This is a genomic window from Roseofilum sp. SBFL (genome assembly GCF_017746885.1).
Lineage (GTDB): Bacteria > Cyanobacteriota > Cyanobacteriia > Cyanobacteriales > Desertifilaceae > Roseofilum.
On the sequence record NZ_JAGHZH010000098.1, the window covers coordinates 1 to 17,706 of the forward strand.

10 protein-coding genes are annotated in these 17,706 nt (G+C 44.4%); 2 read left to right on the forward strand and 8 right to left on the reverse strand.

Annotated features, from left to right (window positions below; all coding sequences use genetic code 11):
• The 5 genes from J7545_RS11045 to J7545_RS11065 all read right to left on the reverse strand — a co-directional run.
• Positions 1–2,985, reverse strand: a 2,985-nt coding sequence (locus J7545_RS11045) for an Hpt domain-containing protein (protein WP_318719558.1), incomplete at its 3' end; no start/stop codon positions are given.
• 91 nt (positions 2,986–3,076) lie between these two features.
• Entirely contained in the window at positions 3,077–6,007 is a 2,931-nt protein-coding gene (locus J7545_RS11050; protein ID WP_318701056.1) for a methyl-accepting chemotaxis protein, read from the reverse strand.
• Between the two features lie 126 nt (positions 6,008–6,133).
• Positions 6,134–6,664, reverse strand: coding sequence for a chemotaxis protein CheW (locus tag J7545_RS11055; protein WP_318701055.1), 531 nt, complete (start codon positions 6,662–6,664; stop codon positions 6,134–6,136).
• Positions 6,665–6,710: 46 nt separating this feature from the next.
• The gene (locus tag J7545_RS11060; RefSeq protein WP_271937580.1) at positions 6,711–7,076 is read right to left on the reverse strand and encodes a response regulator transcription factor; all 366 of its coding nucleotides are present in this window, start codon (positions 7,074–7,076) and stop codon (positions 6,711–6,713) included.
• A gap of 164 nt (positions 7,077–7,240) precedes the next feature.
• Positions 7,241–8,509, reverse strand: coding sequence for a response regulator (locus tag J7545_RS11065; protein ID WP_318719559.1), 1,269 nt, complete (start codon positions 8,507–8,509; stop codon positions 7,241–7,243).
• Between the two features lie 586 nt (positions 8,510–9,095).
• On the opposite strand from J7545_RS11065, the gene hmpF reads away from it, so the two are divergent.
• Positions 9,096–10,817 (forward strand): pilus motility taxis protein HmpF, encoded by a 1,722-nt coding sequence (gene hmpF, locus J7545_RS11070; protein ID WP_318719561.1) that lies wholly within the window; start codon positions 9,096–9,098, stop codon positions 10,815–10,817.
• 113 nt (positions 10,818–10,930) lie between these two features.
• Positions 10,931–11,533 (forward strand): hypothetical protein, encoded by a 603-nt coding sequence (locus tag J7545_RS11075; RefSeq protein ID WP_318701051.1) that lies wholly within the window; start codon positions 10,931–10,933, stop codon positions 11,531–11,533.
• Positions 11,534–11,560: 27 nt separating this feature from the next.
• On the opposite strand, the gene J7545_RS11080 is transcribed toward J7545_RS11075, so the two are convergent.
• Genes J7545_RS11080 through J7545_RS11090 form a run of 3 tightly spaced genes read right to left on the reverse strand, consistent with a single transcriptional unit; the run spans position 11,561 to position 17,672 of the window.
• Positions 11,561–12,946, reverse strand: a complete 1,386-nt coding sequence (locus J7545_RS11080) for a response regulator (protein WP_318719562.1) — start codon at positions 12,944–12,946, stop codon at positions 11,561–11,563.
• A 50-nt stretch (positions 12,947–12,996) separates the two neighbouring features.
• Positions 12,997–15,396: an ATP-binding protein gene (locus J7545_RS11085; protein ID WP_318719563.1), complete on the reverse strand. Its 2,400-nt coding sequence runs from the start codon at positions 15,394–15,396 to the stop codon at positions 12,997–12,999.
• Positions 15,396–17,672, reverse strand: a complete 2,277-nt coding sequence (locus J7545_RS11090; RefSeq protein ID WP_318698009.1) for an ATP-binding protein — start codon at positions 17,670–17,672, stop codon at positions 15,396–15,398. The genes J7545_RS11085 and J7545_RS11090 overlap by 1 nt, the downstream gene beginning before the upstream one ends.
• Positions 17,673–17,706: the final 34 nt, after the last annotated feature.

Consider the following 17,706-nt stretch of genomic DNA (forward strand, 5'->3'; position numbering starts at 1 on the left):
CAGATCCATTTCTTCACTAATTGAATCTGACTCTTGAGCCTCCAGACTCAACCCATCTAATTCTAAATCCTCACCCAAATCCAGATCCATTTCTTCACTAATTGAATCTGACTCTTGAGCCTCCAGACTCAACCCATCTAAGTCTGAATCCTCGCCCAAATCCAGATCCATTTCTTCACTGATTGAATCTGACTCTTGAGCCTCCAGACTCAACCCATCTAAGTCTGAATCCTCGCCCAAATCCAGATCCATTTCTTCACTGATTGAATCTGACTCTTGAGCCTCCAGACTCAACCCATCTAGCTCTGAAGAGTCTTGCCAATCCAGATCGATGTCTTCTCTGGCTGTCGATTCCAAATCTATTGACTCTAAATTTTCATTAACCAATTCCTCAGTTAATTCATGATTCTCTTCTAGTAAACTTCGATTATCAGGTTCCTCTTGAGATTCCGATTGACTCCTTTCTGAAGCCAGTTCCGAGGAACTCCTAGAATCATCTTCTTCTCGAACTCTCCCATCGACATCATCAAAAATACTAGATTTTGAGGGAGAATCTAAAACTATTGGCTCTGATGTAAAAAAGTCATCGGAATCTATTGACGGGGAATATGACGGTGCTGATAAATTAGAATCCGATACATTAAAGAAATCATCCACACTGGTGTCTGAACTAGATAAATCCTCTTCAATACTAGATGTTTCAGTACCCATCATTAAATCAAAGTCATCACTATCTTGTGGGGTTGAAACATCTTCTTTTTCTTGATTTTTAGGTTCTGGAATTATTTCAGAAGAAGACTCAAATGTATCTAATTCTTCTGATTCTTCTAAAACCAACTCATTGAATTGATCTGTATCCAATACATCTAATTCATCCAACTCTTCCGTAGGCAATAAGTCTTCTAAGGATTCATTCTCCTCCAACTCATCCAAGGCTAGAGATTCGACATTCTCATCTAAACCAAATATATCTTCTTCTGCACTGCTGCTTTCGTCTAAATCTTCCATGAGGGATAAGTCTTCTAAGGATTCATTTTCCTCCAACTCATCCAAGGCTAAAGATTCTCCACCGTCATCTAAGCCAAATATATCTTCTTCTTCACTACTGCTTTCGTTTAAATCTTCTGTAAGAGATAAGTCTTCTAAGGATTCATTTGCATCCAACTTATCCAAGGCTAGAGATTCAACATTCTCATCTAAACCAAATATATCTTCTTCTGCACTGCTGTTTTCGTCTAAATCTTCCATGAGGGATAAGTCTTCTAAGGATTCATTGCCCTCCAACTCATCCAAGGCTAGAGATTCTCCACCGTCATCTAAACCAAAGATATCTTCTTCTGCACTGCTGCTGTCTAAATCCTCTGTCAGAGATAAATCCTCAAAAAGGCTATTCATTTCAGAGGATTCCTCTAATTCTTCACCCTCAGACCAATTGGAATCTAAATCTAAATCCAGAGCCAGATCGTCAGTCTCTTTCATGTCCAACATGTCTAGATCCAAGTTTTCTAAGGACTGATTTTGTTCGGATGAGTCTAAATTTATTTGCAACAATTCATCCAGATCAGTAGACGTTGCATCTGGATGTTCGGAAAACAAATCAGACAATTCATCGGCTTGATTTTTCTTGGGATTATTTGACATAACAGTGGGTTCAATTTCTAATAAATCTTTTAAGTCATCTTCTAGATCTTCTGAATCTACGTTACTCTTTTCGTTTTTAGATAGATTCAACTCCCAATTATCATTGATATTTTCTGAAACATCATTGAAAGATTCATGGATTAAGAAGTCTGAGAGGTCGCCCATTTCATCCATTTCTGAGGAATCTAAGCCCCAGTTATTTTCTGGGGGAGCAGAAGAAATTTCGGTTTCCCAAGCTAATTCAATATCTGATGTTTCTCCTTTAAAGAGATCGGCTAATGTGTTGAGTTCACTGAGTCCAACATCTGGCCCTATGCGTTGTGAGTAAGGGGTAGGGGGATCGACTGGAGGTTGACTATTGTAAGAGCGATCGCTCATGGAATTCTCCTCCCTGGGCGATTCTTCTGTGGGAGTCCTTCCGACTCTTAACAAGGTATCGAGTTCTCGATCGACTGGGTCTGCGGTCAGGGATTGCTGAGGTTGAAGATTTAACAGAGTTGAACTGGGTTTAATTTGGTCAGGAGTTCCAGCCAAAACCAAGTCTCTGGCTCTTTTGAGTTCCTTGATCGCCACAGGAGCTAGATCTGCATAGAAATTATCTCGGTTGGCGATCGCCCCTTGAGCTAATTTTACTAAGTCTACCCAGGTCGAAAGGTTAAAGTTTTCCCCAGCTTGCGTTAAACTGATACAGATTTGGGTTAACTGTTGTCGACTGTCTGCTGTATCGGGTTGCTTAAACCCTTGTAGCATTTGCCGTAATTGGGTGGGCACATCACTCTGAAACACCAAATGTTTGGCACTCTCTTCTGGATCGGGGAGATTGGAGGAGCGACGTTCAACCACAGCGCTATTTGGTCTAGAAGGCAAGGGAGCGATCGCTGCTGTAGATTCTTCTGCTTGAGGATCGGCTCCATTTTTCTCAACCTGCATCATCCGATCCAAGGTTTCAAAGCAGGGAGTCAAAGATTGCTTAACTTCTGCATTCTTGCGAGTGGTTAACTCCTCTGACTCACTTTGTTCTAAATTTTCTACTAATACAGTCAATCCATCCAAGACCTGGAGCAGTAAGGATTCTAATTTAGGGCTAATTTTAGGGGGGCGTTCTTTGAGAATTTGGAAATAATCCTCTAACTTATGGGAGGTTTTTCTAATACTGCTCGCTCCCAACATGGCAGCTCCACCTTTAATGGAATGAGCCGCCCGATAAATCTCATCCATCAGCTCCGAATCCTGGACTGTGGCTCCTAAATTCAACAATCCCTGCTCAATAATGGTGAGATTGTCTTTGGCTTCCTCTAGGAAATACCCCATAATCCGGTCTAAGTTTTCCTGTTCCTGAGCCATAATTGTTGCTCTCCCCCAACATTCCGGTCATTAACAGCGATCGCCCTAAACTGCTTCACTGTTTCACTCCACCTTAACCTTAATCTTAGTCCTAACGACTCTTGTGTGGATCGACTTTGAATCGTTCCACACCAGTGAGCAAATCTCGTGCCACATTCACCAGACTCGCCAATGCTTGTGATACCCGTCCGCATTCTTGAGAGGTTTCTTGGGCGGTCAATTCCACAGATTGCATAACCTGAGCTACCGCTCTTGACGTTTCCGTTTGTTCTACTGTATCAGCCGCGATCGATCTAACCAAAACATCAATCCGATTATTGGTTTGAATAATATCCTCCAGGGATTTCGCCGCTTCCTTAGCCAAGTTTGTCCCCTGAATAACCTGTTGAGTCCCTTCTTCCATCGCTTGCATTACCCCAGCCGTCTCACTTTGGATTTGCAACACGATTTGCTCAATTTCTTTCGATGCTTTGGCCGCCCGGTCTGCCAACTGTCGGACTTCATCGGCAACAATCGCAAATCCCCGACCCGCTTCTCCCGCACGAGCCGCTTCAATACTGGCGTTCAATGCGAGTAAGTTGGTTCGTGAGGCAATTTGGGCAATCAAAGCCACAATCTTAGAAATTTCCTGGGAAGATTCGGCTAACCGTTTCACTTTACGAGTCGTTTCTGCCACCGTTTCCCGAATTTCCAAAATACCCGCCACTGTTCGCTCTACCGACTCTCCACCTTTACGGGCTGTGTCATTTGCAGAACGGGCAACTGCTTCTGCCTGGCGGGCGCTTTCGGCTACCCGTTGAATGGAGTCCGTCATCATTTGCACTGAATTCAGGGTTACCGCTAGTTCTTCTGCTTGTCTCAAAGCATCTGCGGCTAACCCTCGGGCAAAGGTTTCACTATCGGCGGAGCCTTTGTTTACTTGCCGAGCGGCTACGGTTACCTGTTGTACAATTTCTCGCAGGTTTTGAATCGTGAGGTTGAAGGAGTCGGCTACCGCTCCCAGTACGTCAGCCGTGACTTCAGCTTGAACGGTGAGGTCTCCACGAGCGGCTCCTTCTACATCGTCGAGTAAGCGAATCACTTGGCGTTGAAGGTCTTCTTTTGCTGATTCGTTTTCAGCCGCTTTGCGTTGGGACTCACTCATGGTGGTGAGGACATTTCTGGCCATAACATTGAAGCTCTCTGCCAGATAGCCCATTTCGTCTTCACCATAGACTGTGGCTTGCGCTCCCAGTTGTCCAGAGGCGACCTTTTCAAATTGGGCTTGCAGTTCGTCCGTCGTCTGCTTGACCTGCTTTGTTACTTTTTTGCCTAAAACATAAGTGGTTGCACCGGAAAGACCTCCCGGCAGTAGAATCATCGCTAGTTTGTGAAAGGCTTTGGCATCACTCGCCGTTGTATAAATCACAGCAGCGATCGCAAAAGCAGAACTCAACCCAGTGCCAATCGCGCTATATAAATTTTTGGTAATCAGAGGAGCATTATCAAAGAAGCTCAATGGGCCTTGATCCACCGACACACTCGGTTCTACTGGCCGTTGAGATTTACCGGTAAAGGTGGGAATGGTATCTGTATTACTACTAGAGATGCTAAACATCTCTTCTTCGAGTAATGCAGAATTATCATCAGTCGGATCAAAATCCTCATCCAGAGTAATTCCACTGTTCGTCATCCCAGCCATAGAATTACTCTTGAAGTTGGTCGATAGCTCAGATGAAGGGTCATCAAAGCCAGAAAACTCATCGAGAACTTTATCATCAAAGGCATCAAATTCATCGAGGAAGTCTACTGCCCCATTACCATTTTGGGCTTCTGAGATACCTGAATCGGTTTCAAATTGATCTAAACCTTCATCAAATCCAAAACTTTCTGTATGAAACCCAGATTGAGTCTGAAATCCAGATTCTGTAAAATCGGCGATCGCCTCGCCACTCGTCCCATTCGTATTAAAACTATCCTCATCTCCAATTCCTTGCCACAGATGACTATCAGAGAGGGTTTGATCGCTGGTGACGGCACTACTGCCACGGCCATTTTGGCTCAGAGATAGTTCTCCGGTTCTCTCATGATGCCCATTCACCGATCCAGATGAGCTACCCACAAATAGGGTAGGACTCTCTTCCATGGTTAATCCTGGGCCTTGTAAATCTTCTATAAATTCTGAAGGCTCCGGTTTTAGAGATTCTACTGTTGAGTCCTCTAGCCCTAGGGTTTGTGGGTGAGAAGAATTAAACGCTTCCCGATCGTCTGGGAATTCCGATGGATCAAAGGCAATCCCTTCATCCGCTTCGAGTACGGCTCCCATTTCCTCTGTTAAATCTATATCTGTGGCAAAGGGGGAGAAGGATTCTTCTTCTAAGTTGTAGGAATCTTCTTCTAACTCAGCTAAGGATTCTCCAGCAAAGATATCATCTTCTAAAGGTTCTGTTTCTTGCTGGAATTCTTCTAGTTGTTCATGAGCGACTGTAAAGGGGTCATCATCCGCCAACTCTTCATCGTCAAAATCATCCTCTTCGTCCAAAGACTCTAAAGAGGCGTAATCTAAGGAGGGTTCTTCTTGGAGATCGTTCTCTTCTAGATTTTCTGTATTCATACTTAGATCGCCGATCATTTCTGTATGGATAACTTCCTCTTCACTCTCATTTTCACTGAGTTCTAAATCTTGCCATTCTGAAGCAATTTCTTCTTCATCTAACTCTTCCATGGGTGGGATTTGACTCGAATCGTCTTGCAAATCCGTCCCCACGGTATGATGGGTTGAGAATTGGTCTACATCTGCTAATCCTTGATTGGCATAATCCATAAATACTTCATCGGAAGTAATTTCTAAAACGGATTCATACTCTTGACGTGCTACCGTATATTCTTGTAATCCATAACAATAAATATGACCTCTGAGTAAGTGCGAGTTGGGATCGTCAGGAAAGTGTTCTACCAACTGATCGATAATTGAGGCCGCATCTTCATAGCGTCCTTGAACATAAGCGGTTTCTGCTTGTTGATACTCTGTTGCATAATCCATCCCATAGCCCCCCAAAACACGATAGCTTGACTGGTTAATTTTATCTACTTGCTGACTATATTATGATCCCCGATTGATAGTTAAGCGTATTAATCTGGAGTTTTATCCAGTTAGGTTATCCCAATTTTAGGCTGCCCACCTCGCCGATCGCAAAATAGCTACTTGGTTGAGCAACCATAGATATTGATTCTTTTCTTCATCAATCACCCATTCTCCACGCACAAACGGTTCCATGGTATCAGCGATATTGGTCGCTCGTTGGAGTTGTTCCGCATCGAGCCAATCCATCCCCCCCATACGATCTATGGCCAAACCTAGCATAGTATCTTGGTCTTCGATCGCAATCACAGGGAGTTCGGAGCGATCGGTATTTAAGGGAATCTGCTCTCCTAAGAATTGTCCCAAATCGGCCACCCAAATCACCCGTCCGCGAATATTCATCGTTCCTAACAACAGAGGAGAAACATTGGGAATCGGAGTAATCCGATCTGGGGGAGATTCAAAGACTTCTTTAATGCCAATAGCATTCAGAGCCAGTTCATGGCCAGAGGGGAGAAAAAATCTCAGATGTAATTCTCCTTCTGGATTTTGGAGTTCCTGAAACTCAGTGACTTGCTCGGAGTCTATCTCATGGAAGAATTCAGTATTACCTACCATAATGTTTGTTGGTTTGGGGGCTGAGGGATTGAATTGAGGAGAGCCATTAGCTGCGTAAGAGTTGTTTAACCGTTCCTACCAACTCAGTGGGCTGAAAGGGTTTAGCAATGTAAGCATCTGCCCCTTGTTTCATTCCCCAATAGCGGTCAAATTCTTCTCCCTTGGAGGAACACATGACCACAGGGACATGCTGAGTCTTCTTGTCATTTTTAATTCGCCGACAGACTTCATAACCATTCATACGGGGCATAACGATATCCAAAACCACTAAATCAGGAAGATTATTTTGAATATTTTCTATCGCTTCTACACCATCACTGGCAATGCTGACTTTGAGACCACTGTCCGTGAGGAGATCGGTAATCATCTGTCGCTGGGCGGGGCTATCTTCTACTACTAAAACGCTACTCATAAGATTATCCTACTACTGGGCTATCGTGTCCTTTAGGTTGGGGCTGAAGGTCTGACTAACATAACGATGGGTCAGCTCTCCAAGTATCTCTAATTTATCGAATAAAGTGCCGTATCTGGCCACTTGATGGGATTTTTATTGGAGATTCGGGGGAGGGAAAGAGGTTAGGAATTGGCTAAGTCTCCAGAGGGAGGCGTGAGGGGTTCTAAATCGAGTTCTGAGGCGATCGCATCATCCAGGATGCGATCGGGAGAAGGGTCAGTTTTTCCTCCTTTACCAATGTATTTTTCCAAAACCATCAATAATTCTCCCTGGCCAAACGGTTTGGTTAGATAATCAGTCGCTCCTACCATCCGTGCTTTCAGGCGATCGATAAACCCATCTCTGCCGGTGAGCATGACAATTGGGGTTTGCCGAAATCGGCTAGATCGCCGTAACATTGCACAGATTTCATAACCATCTAATTCTGGCATGGCAATATCACACAAAATTAAATCCGGTTTGAGCTGGAACACTAAACTCAAGGCCCGCAGAGGATTGGTAATACCAGCCACTTCGTAACCACTCGCTTGCAGAATTTGTTCGACTGCTTTACATAAGGCTACCCCATCATCAATAAAAACAACACGGGGGGGCCGAATAGGTTTGAGGTCTTCGGGTATCCAATCCGGTTCTAGGGAACTGAGATAGCTCAATTGAACCCAGCCTTTTTGCACAAAGGGATAAATCGCTTTGGCGACGGTGAGAATATCCCCATTTAAGTAACGGGAAATTTGGCGGATGGAGGTTTGTTTATTGGCCCAGGAAGCAAGAATTTTAAATCGCTTTTCATTCAGGTGTTGGCTCAGTTCTGCGGCATCACAAAGGACGGGACATTGATCGGGAGATTGGATCTGGGGATGAAGTTGGTTCCATTGTTGAACCTGTTTGAGGACTTTGGTCACTAAAGGGCCAATTTCGAGAGGAGTCAGTTGGGGGGCTATGGGAGGACCGAGTTCAAACATAAATGATCCATTATGCAGGGAGAACAGATCAAAGAGGGTTTCTTGAACCATGCTTTTAATAATACTACGTCCTTGGGCTGGGGTGAGGCTGTGGTTTTCTAGCATCGCCCAGAGGTAGCCGTATTCGGGGGCGTTGGTGGCAGCAATGGTGGGGACCTTAATCAGATCGAGGGCAGAAGCGACTCCATAGCGATGAAGATGATGACGTAGGCGCACTAGAGAACTATTGGTGTCTGAACCAGCATAGATGATTTTGCCATTGGCAAAAAAGACAAACCAACATTGAGGGGGCAGACGCTGGGGGCGATCGCTTCGATTAAACTGGGGTTGAGGACTATAGCTCTCAACACACAATTCCCCCGTGCGCTGTCCTAACTCAATGAGCTGGAAAATGCTGCGAATGTCAATCTCGCTTAAGTGTCCCTGCATTAGGTCTTCATTCTGTTGGTTACATGCTACCGCTTAAGTCCAGGCTGAATCCTCTTTCTTAGAACCCATGGCCCTAAAGCTATTGTAAGTCCTTACGATCGCAGGTATTGGCTTTGAATCGGATGAGCAGAAGGCAGGAGTCACCGTTCCTGTCTATAGGAAAGGAAAAGCCAAGGGGTTGACAAGGGTAGGTGAGTTTTAAGCTAAACTAATGGCAATGGGCAATCAACCTTTAATCATCCCTTAAAAAGGCTAGACCCTACCCGAGTATGCCCTGCCCCAATGAGCTGCTCGATCATACTGCATCTGAGCTTGGGAGAGTAAACCATTCACCCAAACAGTAATAAATTTTGTAAAGTGGGTTGGGGCTGAAATCAGGATAGGGATTGAATCAAAAGCCAGGTTCAATGGACTGTATAAGATGGCTAAATACCTAAACCTGATGCTCAGTTCAGGTGCGATCGGTAAAACTAACCCAGGTAGGGGTTTCCCTAAATTGCCTAGAGCAGTCAAAATAAAATAAAGATCAGGGAGAGTTTACCCCAGGATCGGTTGATTGATGGACGCATAAACGAGGACTATCAGCGTGCTTTATCTAGCGGAAGTACAAATCCAGAAGGGGTTCATGGGCAATAAAGCCATGATTAAACTGCTGGCGTGTCAGCGCAGTGAACAAAATTGGAGTTCGGTCTCAGAAGAACTGATTGAATTGGCAGAACCAGGAACCTTAAAAGATGGAGCGCTGGTTTTGGTTGAGGTTTCCAATAAGAAGATTCAACGACCCCCTCAAGATGCGGCTCGTCCTTTGATTGGGATTTTGCAGAAGTTTTCCACCCTTCAGGGAAAATTTGAAGGCCAAGAAGAGGAAATTGAACAATGGAAACAGTCCTTGACGTTTCAGGCTCAAGAGTTGAATCGTCGGGAAATGGAGTTGGTGGCGCGAGAAGATGAATTGGCCCAGTTAGAGGAAGAGGCGGAGAAATTAGAGGAGAAGCGGCAAGAAATTGAGTCGTTGTCGGGGGAAGCTCAACGACAACGGGAAGAGTTTGAGCGCAAAAGCCAGGAGTTGGAAGGAGCTTGGGCCCATTTACGGGGTGAGCAACAACGACTAGAGGAGCAACAGGGGGAACTCTCGGCAGCAACGGTGCTTGATGAGGAGAAAGCGGGCCAAATTCGACAGTCTTTGCAGTCTTTGTCGGAGGCTCTAGCGCCTACGGAAACTCTCCGAGAAGCGGTGGAGCAAATGTCTGGGACAATTTCTGAAGAGCAAAAAGTTCTTGACCAACATTGGCAAAAACTTGAGGAGTCGAGAGGGCAAACGAGTCAACAGGAAGGGGAGATTAACCAATTAAAGACGACGATTAATAGCCGTTGGCAAGAGTGGAATGAGGCGCAAGGGGTTCTGGAAAAGGCGCAGATTGATTTGAAAACTCAAGAGAGTCTTTTACAAGTCAAGCAAGATTTACTGCAACCGATGCAAAGTCATTTGAGTCAGACGGAGCAGTTGTGTCAACAGCTTCAGGAGTTGGCGGAAGGCTCGGGAAAACCTACGGTGAGTATCGATCGCCAGGCTTTGGAAAATCTGCCGATTGATGAGCTACAACAACAGGTTGGCCAATTGGAAGAAGACTTGAAACGCGCCTCGGGGTTTGTGAAGGATCAGGAAGAGGAATTAGGGTATCAGTTAGAGGCGATCGAGGAACTCAAGCAGAAGATTGAACAAGCAAGTGAATACGATCGCCTCAGTTTAGAAACGGAATTATCAAGTGAGCAAGAAAGTTATGATTTCTTGAATGAATCGCTGGTGGGTTCTCGCCGGAATTTAGCTGAACGAGAATTTGTGTTTAAAGTCCATGAAAGTATTCTTCGCCAACGGCAAGGCTATCCAGCCGAACCGGGACAGGAGGGACTGCTCGATTTTGGGCCAGTTCTAGAAGCGGCTGAGAGCCAACGGCACTTGCAAAGCGAACAAGTGCAACGGATGGAAGCGGAAATTAGCCAGATCCAGGCGGCGATTGGGCAAGCTCAGGAATTGGTCAATAGCCAAATGTCCGCTCAAGAAACAAAGCGCAATGAAATTAAGCAGTTGGAAGAAACCTTCGCTCAACAAGAGCAACAGTGGGTTGAAGCCAGAGGTAAACTTGGGGTTTATGAGCAGATGCTCCAACCCCTGCAAGACCAACTTGCCCAATATCGGGAGAAAATGGAGCAACTCCAACAGGGAATTGTGGGGATTCAATCAACCAACGATCGGCAGTTACAGGCGATCGCTCAACTTCAGCAAACCGTCACGGAATTAACTCAGTAAGTCTCGCCTTTAACCTTGTCTCCTTTTTGTCTCCACCTCTTAGCTTTCCCAAGAGGTAGCCCAACACCACTAACAAAACCTCCATGAACTTATGGCCAATAAACTCCTTTGCTATGTCCAAGGTTTACAGCACTGAAGATTTAATCGCCATATTGGCCCAAGAGCGTCAAGCTTGTATGAGAGGAGAGCGTCTAAATCTAAATAGCCAGCTCTCTGGTCATCCCATTATTGATCAATTTGTAGCTGTTGAAGGGGTTCAGAACTTTATTGCCTACAAAGATTTTCAATCCACCATTCATCAGTATCAGAGAGAGTACCAAGTTTCAGGAATCATCTGGCAAGAAATCCTCATTCATCAACAAACGTTGCATTATCCAACAATTCACGACCAACTGATTGCCTTACCCCAAGATTTAGATATCCTGCAACAGGCCAAATCTAACATTCTCAATTTTTGGCATCAAGTAACAGTTGCTATGGATATCTTTATTGCTGATGGTCGCCGATATCAAAAGATTACCCATCAAGATATTGAGCCGATTTCCCAGCGCACCCAATGGGCCCTCATTTACAAATGGGAAAATCCTTCCTATTTAGAGATAGTGTTGCAACTCGGTTGGGGACAACCTACAGAAGCCTCCTATCAACGTAGTCTACCCCACTCTGGAAGTCGCTCTATTCATGCCGTTTATCCTGGAACTCACCCCATTGGTTGAAAGGCTTGAATAAACTTGGAGTTTAACTTAACTTTCGTCTTTCCGATGAACAGGGATTTGAATGGTAAATTGACTGCCCCCTTCTGGTAATGCAGAATAAGTCAGTTGCCCTTGATGTTGCTCTACAATAATTTGATAACAAATAGAAAGACCTAATCCACTGCCTTGTCCCACAGATTTAGTAGTAAAAAATGGATTAAAAATTTGGTTTTTTATATCATCAATAATGCCAACTCCATTATCTTGGAAACAAACGATGACTTGATGATCGTCAGTAGATTCTGTATGAATTTCTATCGTTGGAATGAAGTCCTCAGAAAATGAGGGATCAAAACTTTTATCTTCTATCGCATCAATGGCATTTTCGATCAGATGAAGAAAAACTTGATGAATTTGCCCGGAATAGCAGGTAACACTAGGTAGTTCACCATAGTGTTTAAACACTTGAATAGGAGGATGACGATCGGTTTCTTGCAATCGATGTTGCACCATCAATAAGGTACTCTCAATCCCTTCATGCAAATCTACAGATTTAATGTCTGCTTCATCGAGTCGAGAAAACGTCCGCAACCCCAAAACAATAGCATGAATTCTTTCTACACCGGTTTTCATAGAATCCATCATACTCTTGAGATCATCAATAACAAAATCCAGATCGATATCTTCCGTAAAGTCTTTAATATTCTCGGTCGGATTTGGATAACTTTTTTGATACATTTTAATCGTACTGACTAAATTATCCAAATAATCATTCACATAATGAACATTACCGTAAATGAAGCTAATTGGATTATTTATTTCATGGGCAATTCCGGCAACAAGCTGTCCCAAACTTGCCATTTTTTCACTTTGAATTAGTTGCAATTGAGTGTTTTGTATTTTGGTCAAAGCAGCTTCTAATCGTTCGGTTTGTTGTTTGAGCTGCATTTCGCGGTCTTCTAGGGAACTCTGAATTTTTTTGCGATCGCAGATTTCCTGCTCCAAAACCACATTCTGCTCGGCCAGCATTTGTTGGGCTTGGCGAAGCTTGAGCTGATTTTGTACTCGCACAATCACTTCTTCAATTTGAAAGGGTTTAGTAATATAATCCGATCCACCGACACGGAAGGCTTTGACCTTATCAAGAACATCATCCAGGGCACTCAAAAAAATTACCGGTATTTCCTGAGTCACTTCATGGGCTTTGAGTTTTGTACACACTTCATAGCCATTGAGATCGGGCATATTAATATCGAGTAAAATTAAATCGGGTGGTTTAGCTTGAGCTGCTTTTAATCCCATGGCTCCATTAATCACACTTCTGACTTTATACCCTTGCTTGGTTAACAAACTCGACAGCAAGCGGAGATTGTTGGGCATATCATCAATTAGCAAAATATTGGCGGGTTCTGGATGATCAGTAGGGTGATTCATTGGAGGGCAAGGAAGTTAGGCGGCACGATGAACTTGAAAAACTGTATAAATTAGCGAGCAATAAACTGGTTACTTTCTTGGAGAATGCACTCTTCTGTTATCTCACAAATTACTTCAAACTGGAAATTATCAACCCAAGCAACTAACTGTTGTCTTAATTGTAATTGAGAGGTTGACAGTTGGTCGATCAAGGGCAACATCAGATCGGCATCGGCTTCAGTGGCTGCTTTCTGTAAGGCGGCAATCCATTCTATGGGCTGTTGAGCCATGGCATCTGAGAGAAGGGATCTGGGGTTTTCAGAGGAAAGGGGAGGGGGTTTAGAGAAGGGATAATGCTCGGTATCATTGAGGGAATCATAGGGCTGATTGTTGAGGCGATCGCGTTCAGATCCTGATTCATAAGTATATTCCAATTCTAAATACTGGGCAATTTTCTCTAAAATCACGGTTTCAAGAAAGGGTTTATGCACTAAGTCATTACATCCTGTGGCTAACATCTGTTGGCGCTCTTCTTCAAAGGTACTGGTAGTGGTGACAATGATCGGTACATGGGGGAGACCACCTTGCTGTTCTCGTTTACGGATACTGACTGTCATGCTATAACCATCCCGGACCGGCATCCGAATATCCGTTAAAATCAGATTGATTGTTTCTTGTTCCCAGAGAGTCAGGGCTTCTTCCCCTTGGGTGGCTTGTAGCACGTCAAACCCCAAAGGGGTAAGTAAAGAGTGGAGAATTTCGCGGTTTTCCCATTTATCATCGACCACTAAAATCCGGTAGGTTTTCTCTGTGGAGGCAATTCCGGTCACCCTACGCTCAACCTGAGACAGGGCTTCTGCTTCTCCTGAGACAGGGAGCAGGGGTAAGTCAAAGGTAAACATACTCCCTTGGTTGATTTCACTCGATACACTCAGCACTCCACCCAGAAGATTGACTAACTGTTGGCTAATGGTTAATCCGAGTCCAGTGCCTTCCTGAGATTGTTTGCCACTTTGGGTTTGTTCAAAGGGCTGAAAGAGTTGGTCTAATTCTTCGCTGGCTATGCCGATACCGGTATCGGTGACGGTAAATTGTAGAGTGTCGGGTCGATCCGCAACCGTGATGGTTAGGGAAACATTGCCTTGACGGGTAAATTTGATGGCATTACTGAGTAAATTGAGTAAGATTTGGCGCAGTTTTTGTTCGTCGGTGTAGAGGGACTGGGGGAGATTTTCTTCCACTTCCATGCTCAGATGGAGGCCTTTCTTTTTGGCTTTGAACTCTACCATACTTTCTAAATGATGAACGAAGGTGAGTAAATTAAAGTCGTGGGGTAAAAGTTCTGATTTTCCAGCTTCGATTTTGGATAAATCTAAAATGTCATTAATGAGGCCGAGCAAATGTTGGCTACTGCTGTAGATGATCTGGAGTTGTTCCTGGTGTTTATCGGTTAAAGTATTGTCCTTGACCATAATTTGCGTAAATCCGAGAATGGCATGTAGAGGGGTACGCAATTCATGGCTCATTTTGGCTAGGAATATACTTTTAGCTTGATTAGCCCGTTCTGCGGATTCTTTGGCTTCCAAGAGCTGATCGGTACGTTGGTGAACTCGTTCCATGAGGGAGTTGAGAGTTTTACTTAAAGAGGCGATTTCGTCTTGGGTACTGATGGGCATTCGCAGTTGCCAATTTTCTTCTTCGGTAACGGTGGCAGCTAGGTCGGTGAGTTGTTCTAGGGGGCCGATAATATCTTCGGTTGTGCCTAGGGCAATCCAACCGGCGATCGCTACAGCGAATAAACTACTGAAAATAATGATACCTTTTTCTAGACCTTGGGCATTTTCCAACTCGACTTCCGCTTGTCGAGCTTGTTGTTGAGCTGTGGCTAGGATTTGATCGAGAGTTGCCCCTAATTGGTCTAATTCTCGTTGTCTCTCGGATAGCACCAGAGATCTGAGTTGATTTTGCTGTTCTTCTAAGCCAATATTCGGTTGATTAATAATCTGTTGGATACGATCGCTATATTCAACTAAGGCTTGAGTGTAGCGATCTAGAAATGGCTCGAAGGTGTCTACAGAAATGGCTAACCAGGCTGGATTTCCTGTGATAAAAGTTTGTAGATCTTCTTGGGTCGCTTTGATCTCAACCAGGTTATCATTAAGCTTCCTTTGATACAATTGTGAGGCTTCGCGATCGCCAACGACTGTCCCTAGCACAACGCCCAATCGTTCCGCTCGTTCGATCTCCACCTGAAAGTGAACCAACAATTGAGCTTGAATATTGGCATCCGCTAATTGGACAATGCCCTGTCCTTGATAATAATCAGCCACGACCAACCCGATCAAGGAACCCGCCAAGCCCGTACCAATGGCTAATGCATAACCCGATCCAATTTTGTGTCGGATACGCCCCGATCGAATTCGTTCCCACCCTTTTTTGATCTTACGAGTTATGCGGCCAAGTCTCATCATCAATTAACCTTTTCAGAGAGTTTCTCACTAATTAATTGATGCACTCGATCGAATTGAAAATCATGAACCCATTCTGTGAGACACTCTCGCATTCGAGAATTAGAGGGAAAAACTTCGTCAATCAGTTTGAGCAGTAATTCCTCTTCAGCAGCTAGGGTTGCCTGTTGAAGTTTGACCCAATCTGAGGACTGAACATAGCTGAGATCTTCCGGTTCAACGTCTTGCGGTTTAATGGCTAACGGAGCATTTAGGAGTTTTAGATCCGCTGGTATAGTATATTGCCTTGATTCTGAAGTCAGAGTAGACTGAGAACCAACGTCTAGCTTTACGGGTAAGGTAAACTGGAACTTACTCCCTTTACCTACCTCTGATTCTACCATTAGCTTACCTCCCATTAGTTCTACAACTTGTTGACTAATGGGTAAGCCTAAACCTGTACCTTCTTGAAACCCGCGATCGCTCGCACTTTGCACAAACGGTTCAAACAAGCGAGACAACTCATTGGGGGCAATCCCAATGCCGGTATCCTGAACTTCACAGATTAAAGTAGCATTATTTTCTGACCAGTGATTAGCACAATCAACCTGAACTTGAATTCCCCCTTGGGGGGTAAACTTTAAGGCATTTCCTAATAAATTAATAAAAACTTGGCGTAATTTCCCCGAATCCGCTTCAATAAAAGGGGGAACCTTGGCAGAAACATCAAAAGATAGACTTAATCCTTGATGCTCTGCTTTGAGCTTGAACATTTGATAGAGGCTACTGAGCATATCGTACAGATTAAAGCGATTCTGATGGAGTTCCATTTTTCCGGCCTCTATTTTTGACCAATTCAACAAATCGTTAATCAGATCTAATAGATGTTCGCCACTATGATGAATCACTTTCAGATAACCAAAATGCTCTTCAATTTGAGCTGGAGTTACAGAGGAAGACGTATCGCTCAGATGGCGGATCATCACCTGAGTAAAGCCTAGAATAGCGTTGAGAGGAGTACGCAGTTCATGGCTCATTTTGGCTAAAAAAGTACTTTTGGCCTGATTCGCATTTTCTGCGGCTTCCTTAGCCGCAGAGAGGGCTTCCATTGCCTCTTTACGCTCCGTAATATCACGGGCAATCCAAATCACAGAATCTCCCATTCCAGACACATCCGTAATGGGGGCAATGGTAGCAGCAAACCAAAAACTCTGATCCTCTATGGTGAGTTGATATTCTGTTTGTAGGGTTGTTTGAGTATTGAGGCTTTGCCAGATCAAATGGATAAAGGTTGTGGATTGCTCGGGTTCAAAGATGTCTTGTACACTTTTACCAATCAACTCTGATGGCATCTGGTAGAGGGGTTTGGGGGTAGTGGGTGCAATATTGACAATGTAGCCTTGGGCATCAAAGATCAGAATCAGATCGGAGATCGCACTAAAGAGCGTTTTAAATTCTGTGGTCACTTGTTTTTGATGCAGAATTCGACCAAAGTCAAGGGCGCGATAGGAGAGTTGTTGTACCCAGTATTGATCTTGAACGGAAGAATAATGGGTAAAGAAGACTAAAATCCCCAAGCTGGCTGAACGTCTCGGAATTAGGTTAGGGGTTAAGGATTCTTCGGCGGGGATGGGGATGGGTAGCCCAAAGGCAGCCCCTAGATCAACTTTATGAGCTAGAGTTCCCCTGGAAAAAATATCGTTGTCTTGGGCAAGGTTACCAAACCACTGAGGTTTGTTGCTATACCAGACTCGTCCAGGGATATCTTCGTCAGGTAGGAGGATGAGTCCTTCGGTGTAGTGGCGGAAGTCTTGTAGCGCACTCATCTGCTCTGGGGAAAGAGTTTGGGAATTTTTATACCAGATGGGACTACATTGGAGGGCACTTTTGTCAGCAGTGGGAATCCAGGCTTCTGCATAACTCCAACCCGTCAGTTGACAAATTTGCTCTAGGATCAGGTGCAGGGCACTGGAGAAGTCAGAGGTTGTATTTAAGGCCTGTTCTAGGGCTAGAAGGAGGTTAGGAGAGGGATCGGGGAGCTGATAGTTTAGGAAGGGTTGTTCGGTTGGCTCGCTTTCAGGGAGTGTTTGAGATTTCTGGCGAAGTTGACGGTGAAGACTATAGGCGCTTTTAATTCCCAAAGTTGTCGTTAAGAGTAAGACGATCCAGATGAAGCCGATGACGGGAGGGATGGGGAGTCCGGTTCTTGAATACACCCATGCGGTTACTCCGATGGCGATCGCGCTTGAGGCGCATAACGGAGTGACTAAAAGAATGGGCAAGAAGGAAGATCTGGACATGCTTTTAGGGAATTCACGCTAGGAATGAGGGGGC

Coding starts and splice junctions, on each gene's coding strand:
- J7545_RS11050 (WP_318701056.1), bottom strand. CDS start 6,007: ATGGATTATGCAACAGAGTATCAACAAGCAGAAACCGCTTATGTTCAA.
- J7545_RS11055 (WP_318701055.1), bottom strand. CDS start 6,664: ATGGTAGGTAATACTGAATTCTTCCATGAGATAGACTCCGAGCAAGTC.
- J7545_RS11060 (WP_271937580.1), bottom strand. CDS start 7,076: ATGAGTAGCGTTTTAGTAGTAGAAGATAGCCCCGCCCAGCGACAGATG.
- J7545_RS11065 (WP_318719559.1), bottom strand. CDS start 8,509: ATGCAGGGACACTTAAGCGAGATTGACATTCGCAGCATTTTCCAGCTC.
- J7545_RS11075 (WP_318701051.1), top strand. CDS start 10,931: ATGTCCAAGGTTTACAGCACTGAAGATTTAATCGCCATATTGGCCCAA.
- J7545_RS11080 (WP_318719562.1), bottom strand. CDS start 12,946: ATGAATCACCCTACTGATCATCCAGAACCCGCCAATATTTTGCTAATT.
- J7545_RS11085 (WP_318719563.1), bottom strand. CDS start 15,396: ATGATGAGACTTGGCCGCATAACTCGTAAGATCAAAAAAGGGTGGGAA.
- J7545_RS11090 (WP_318698009.1), bottom strand. CDS start 17,672: ATGTCCAGATCTTCCTTCTTGCCCATTCTTTTAGTCACTCCGTTATGC.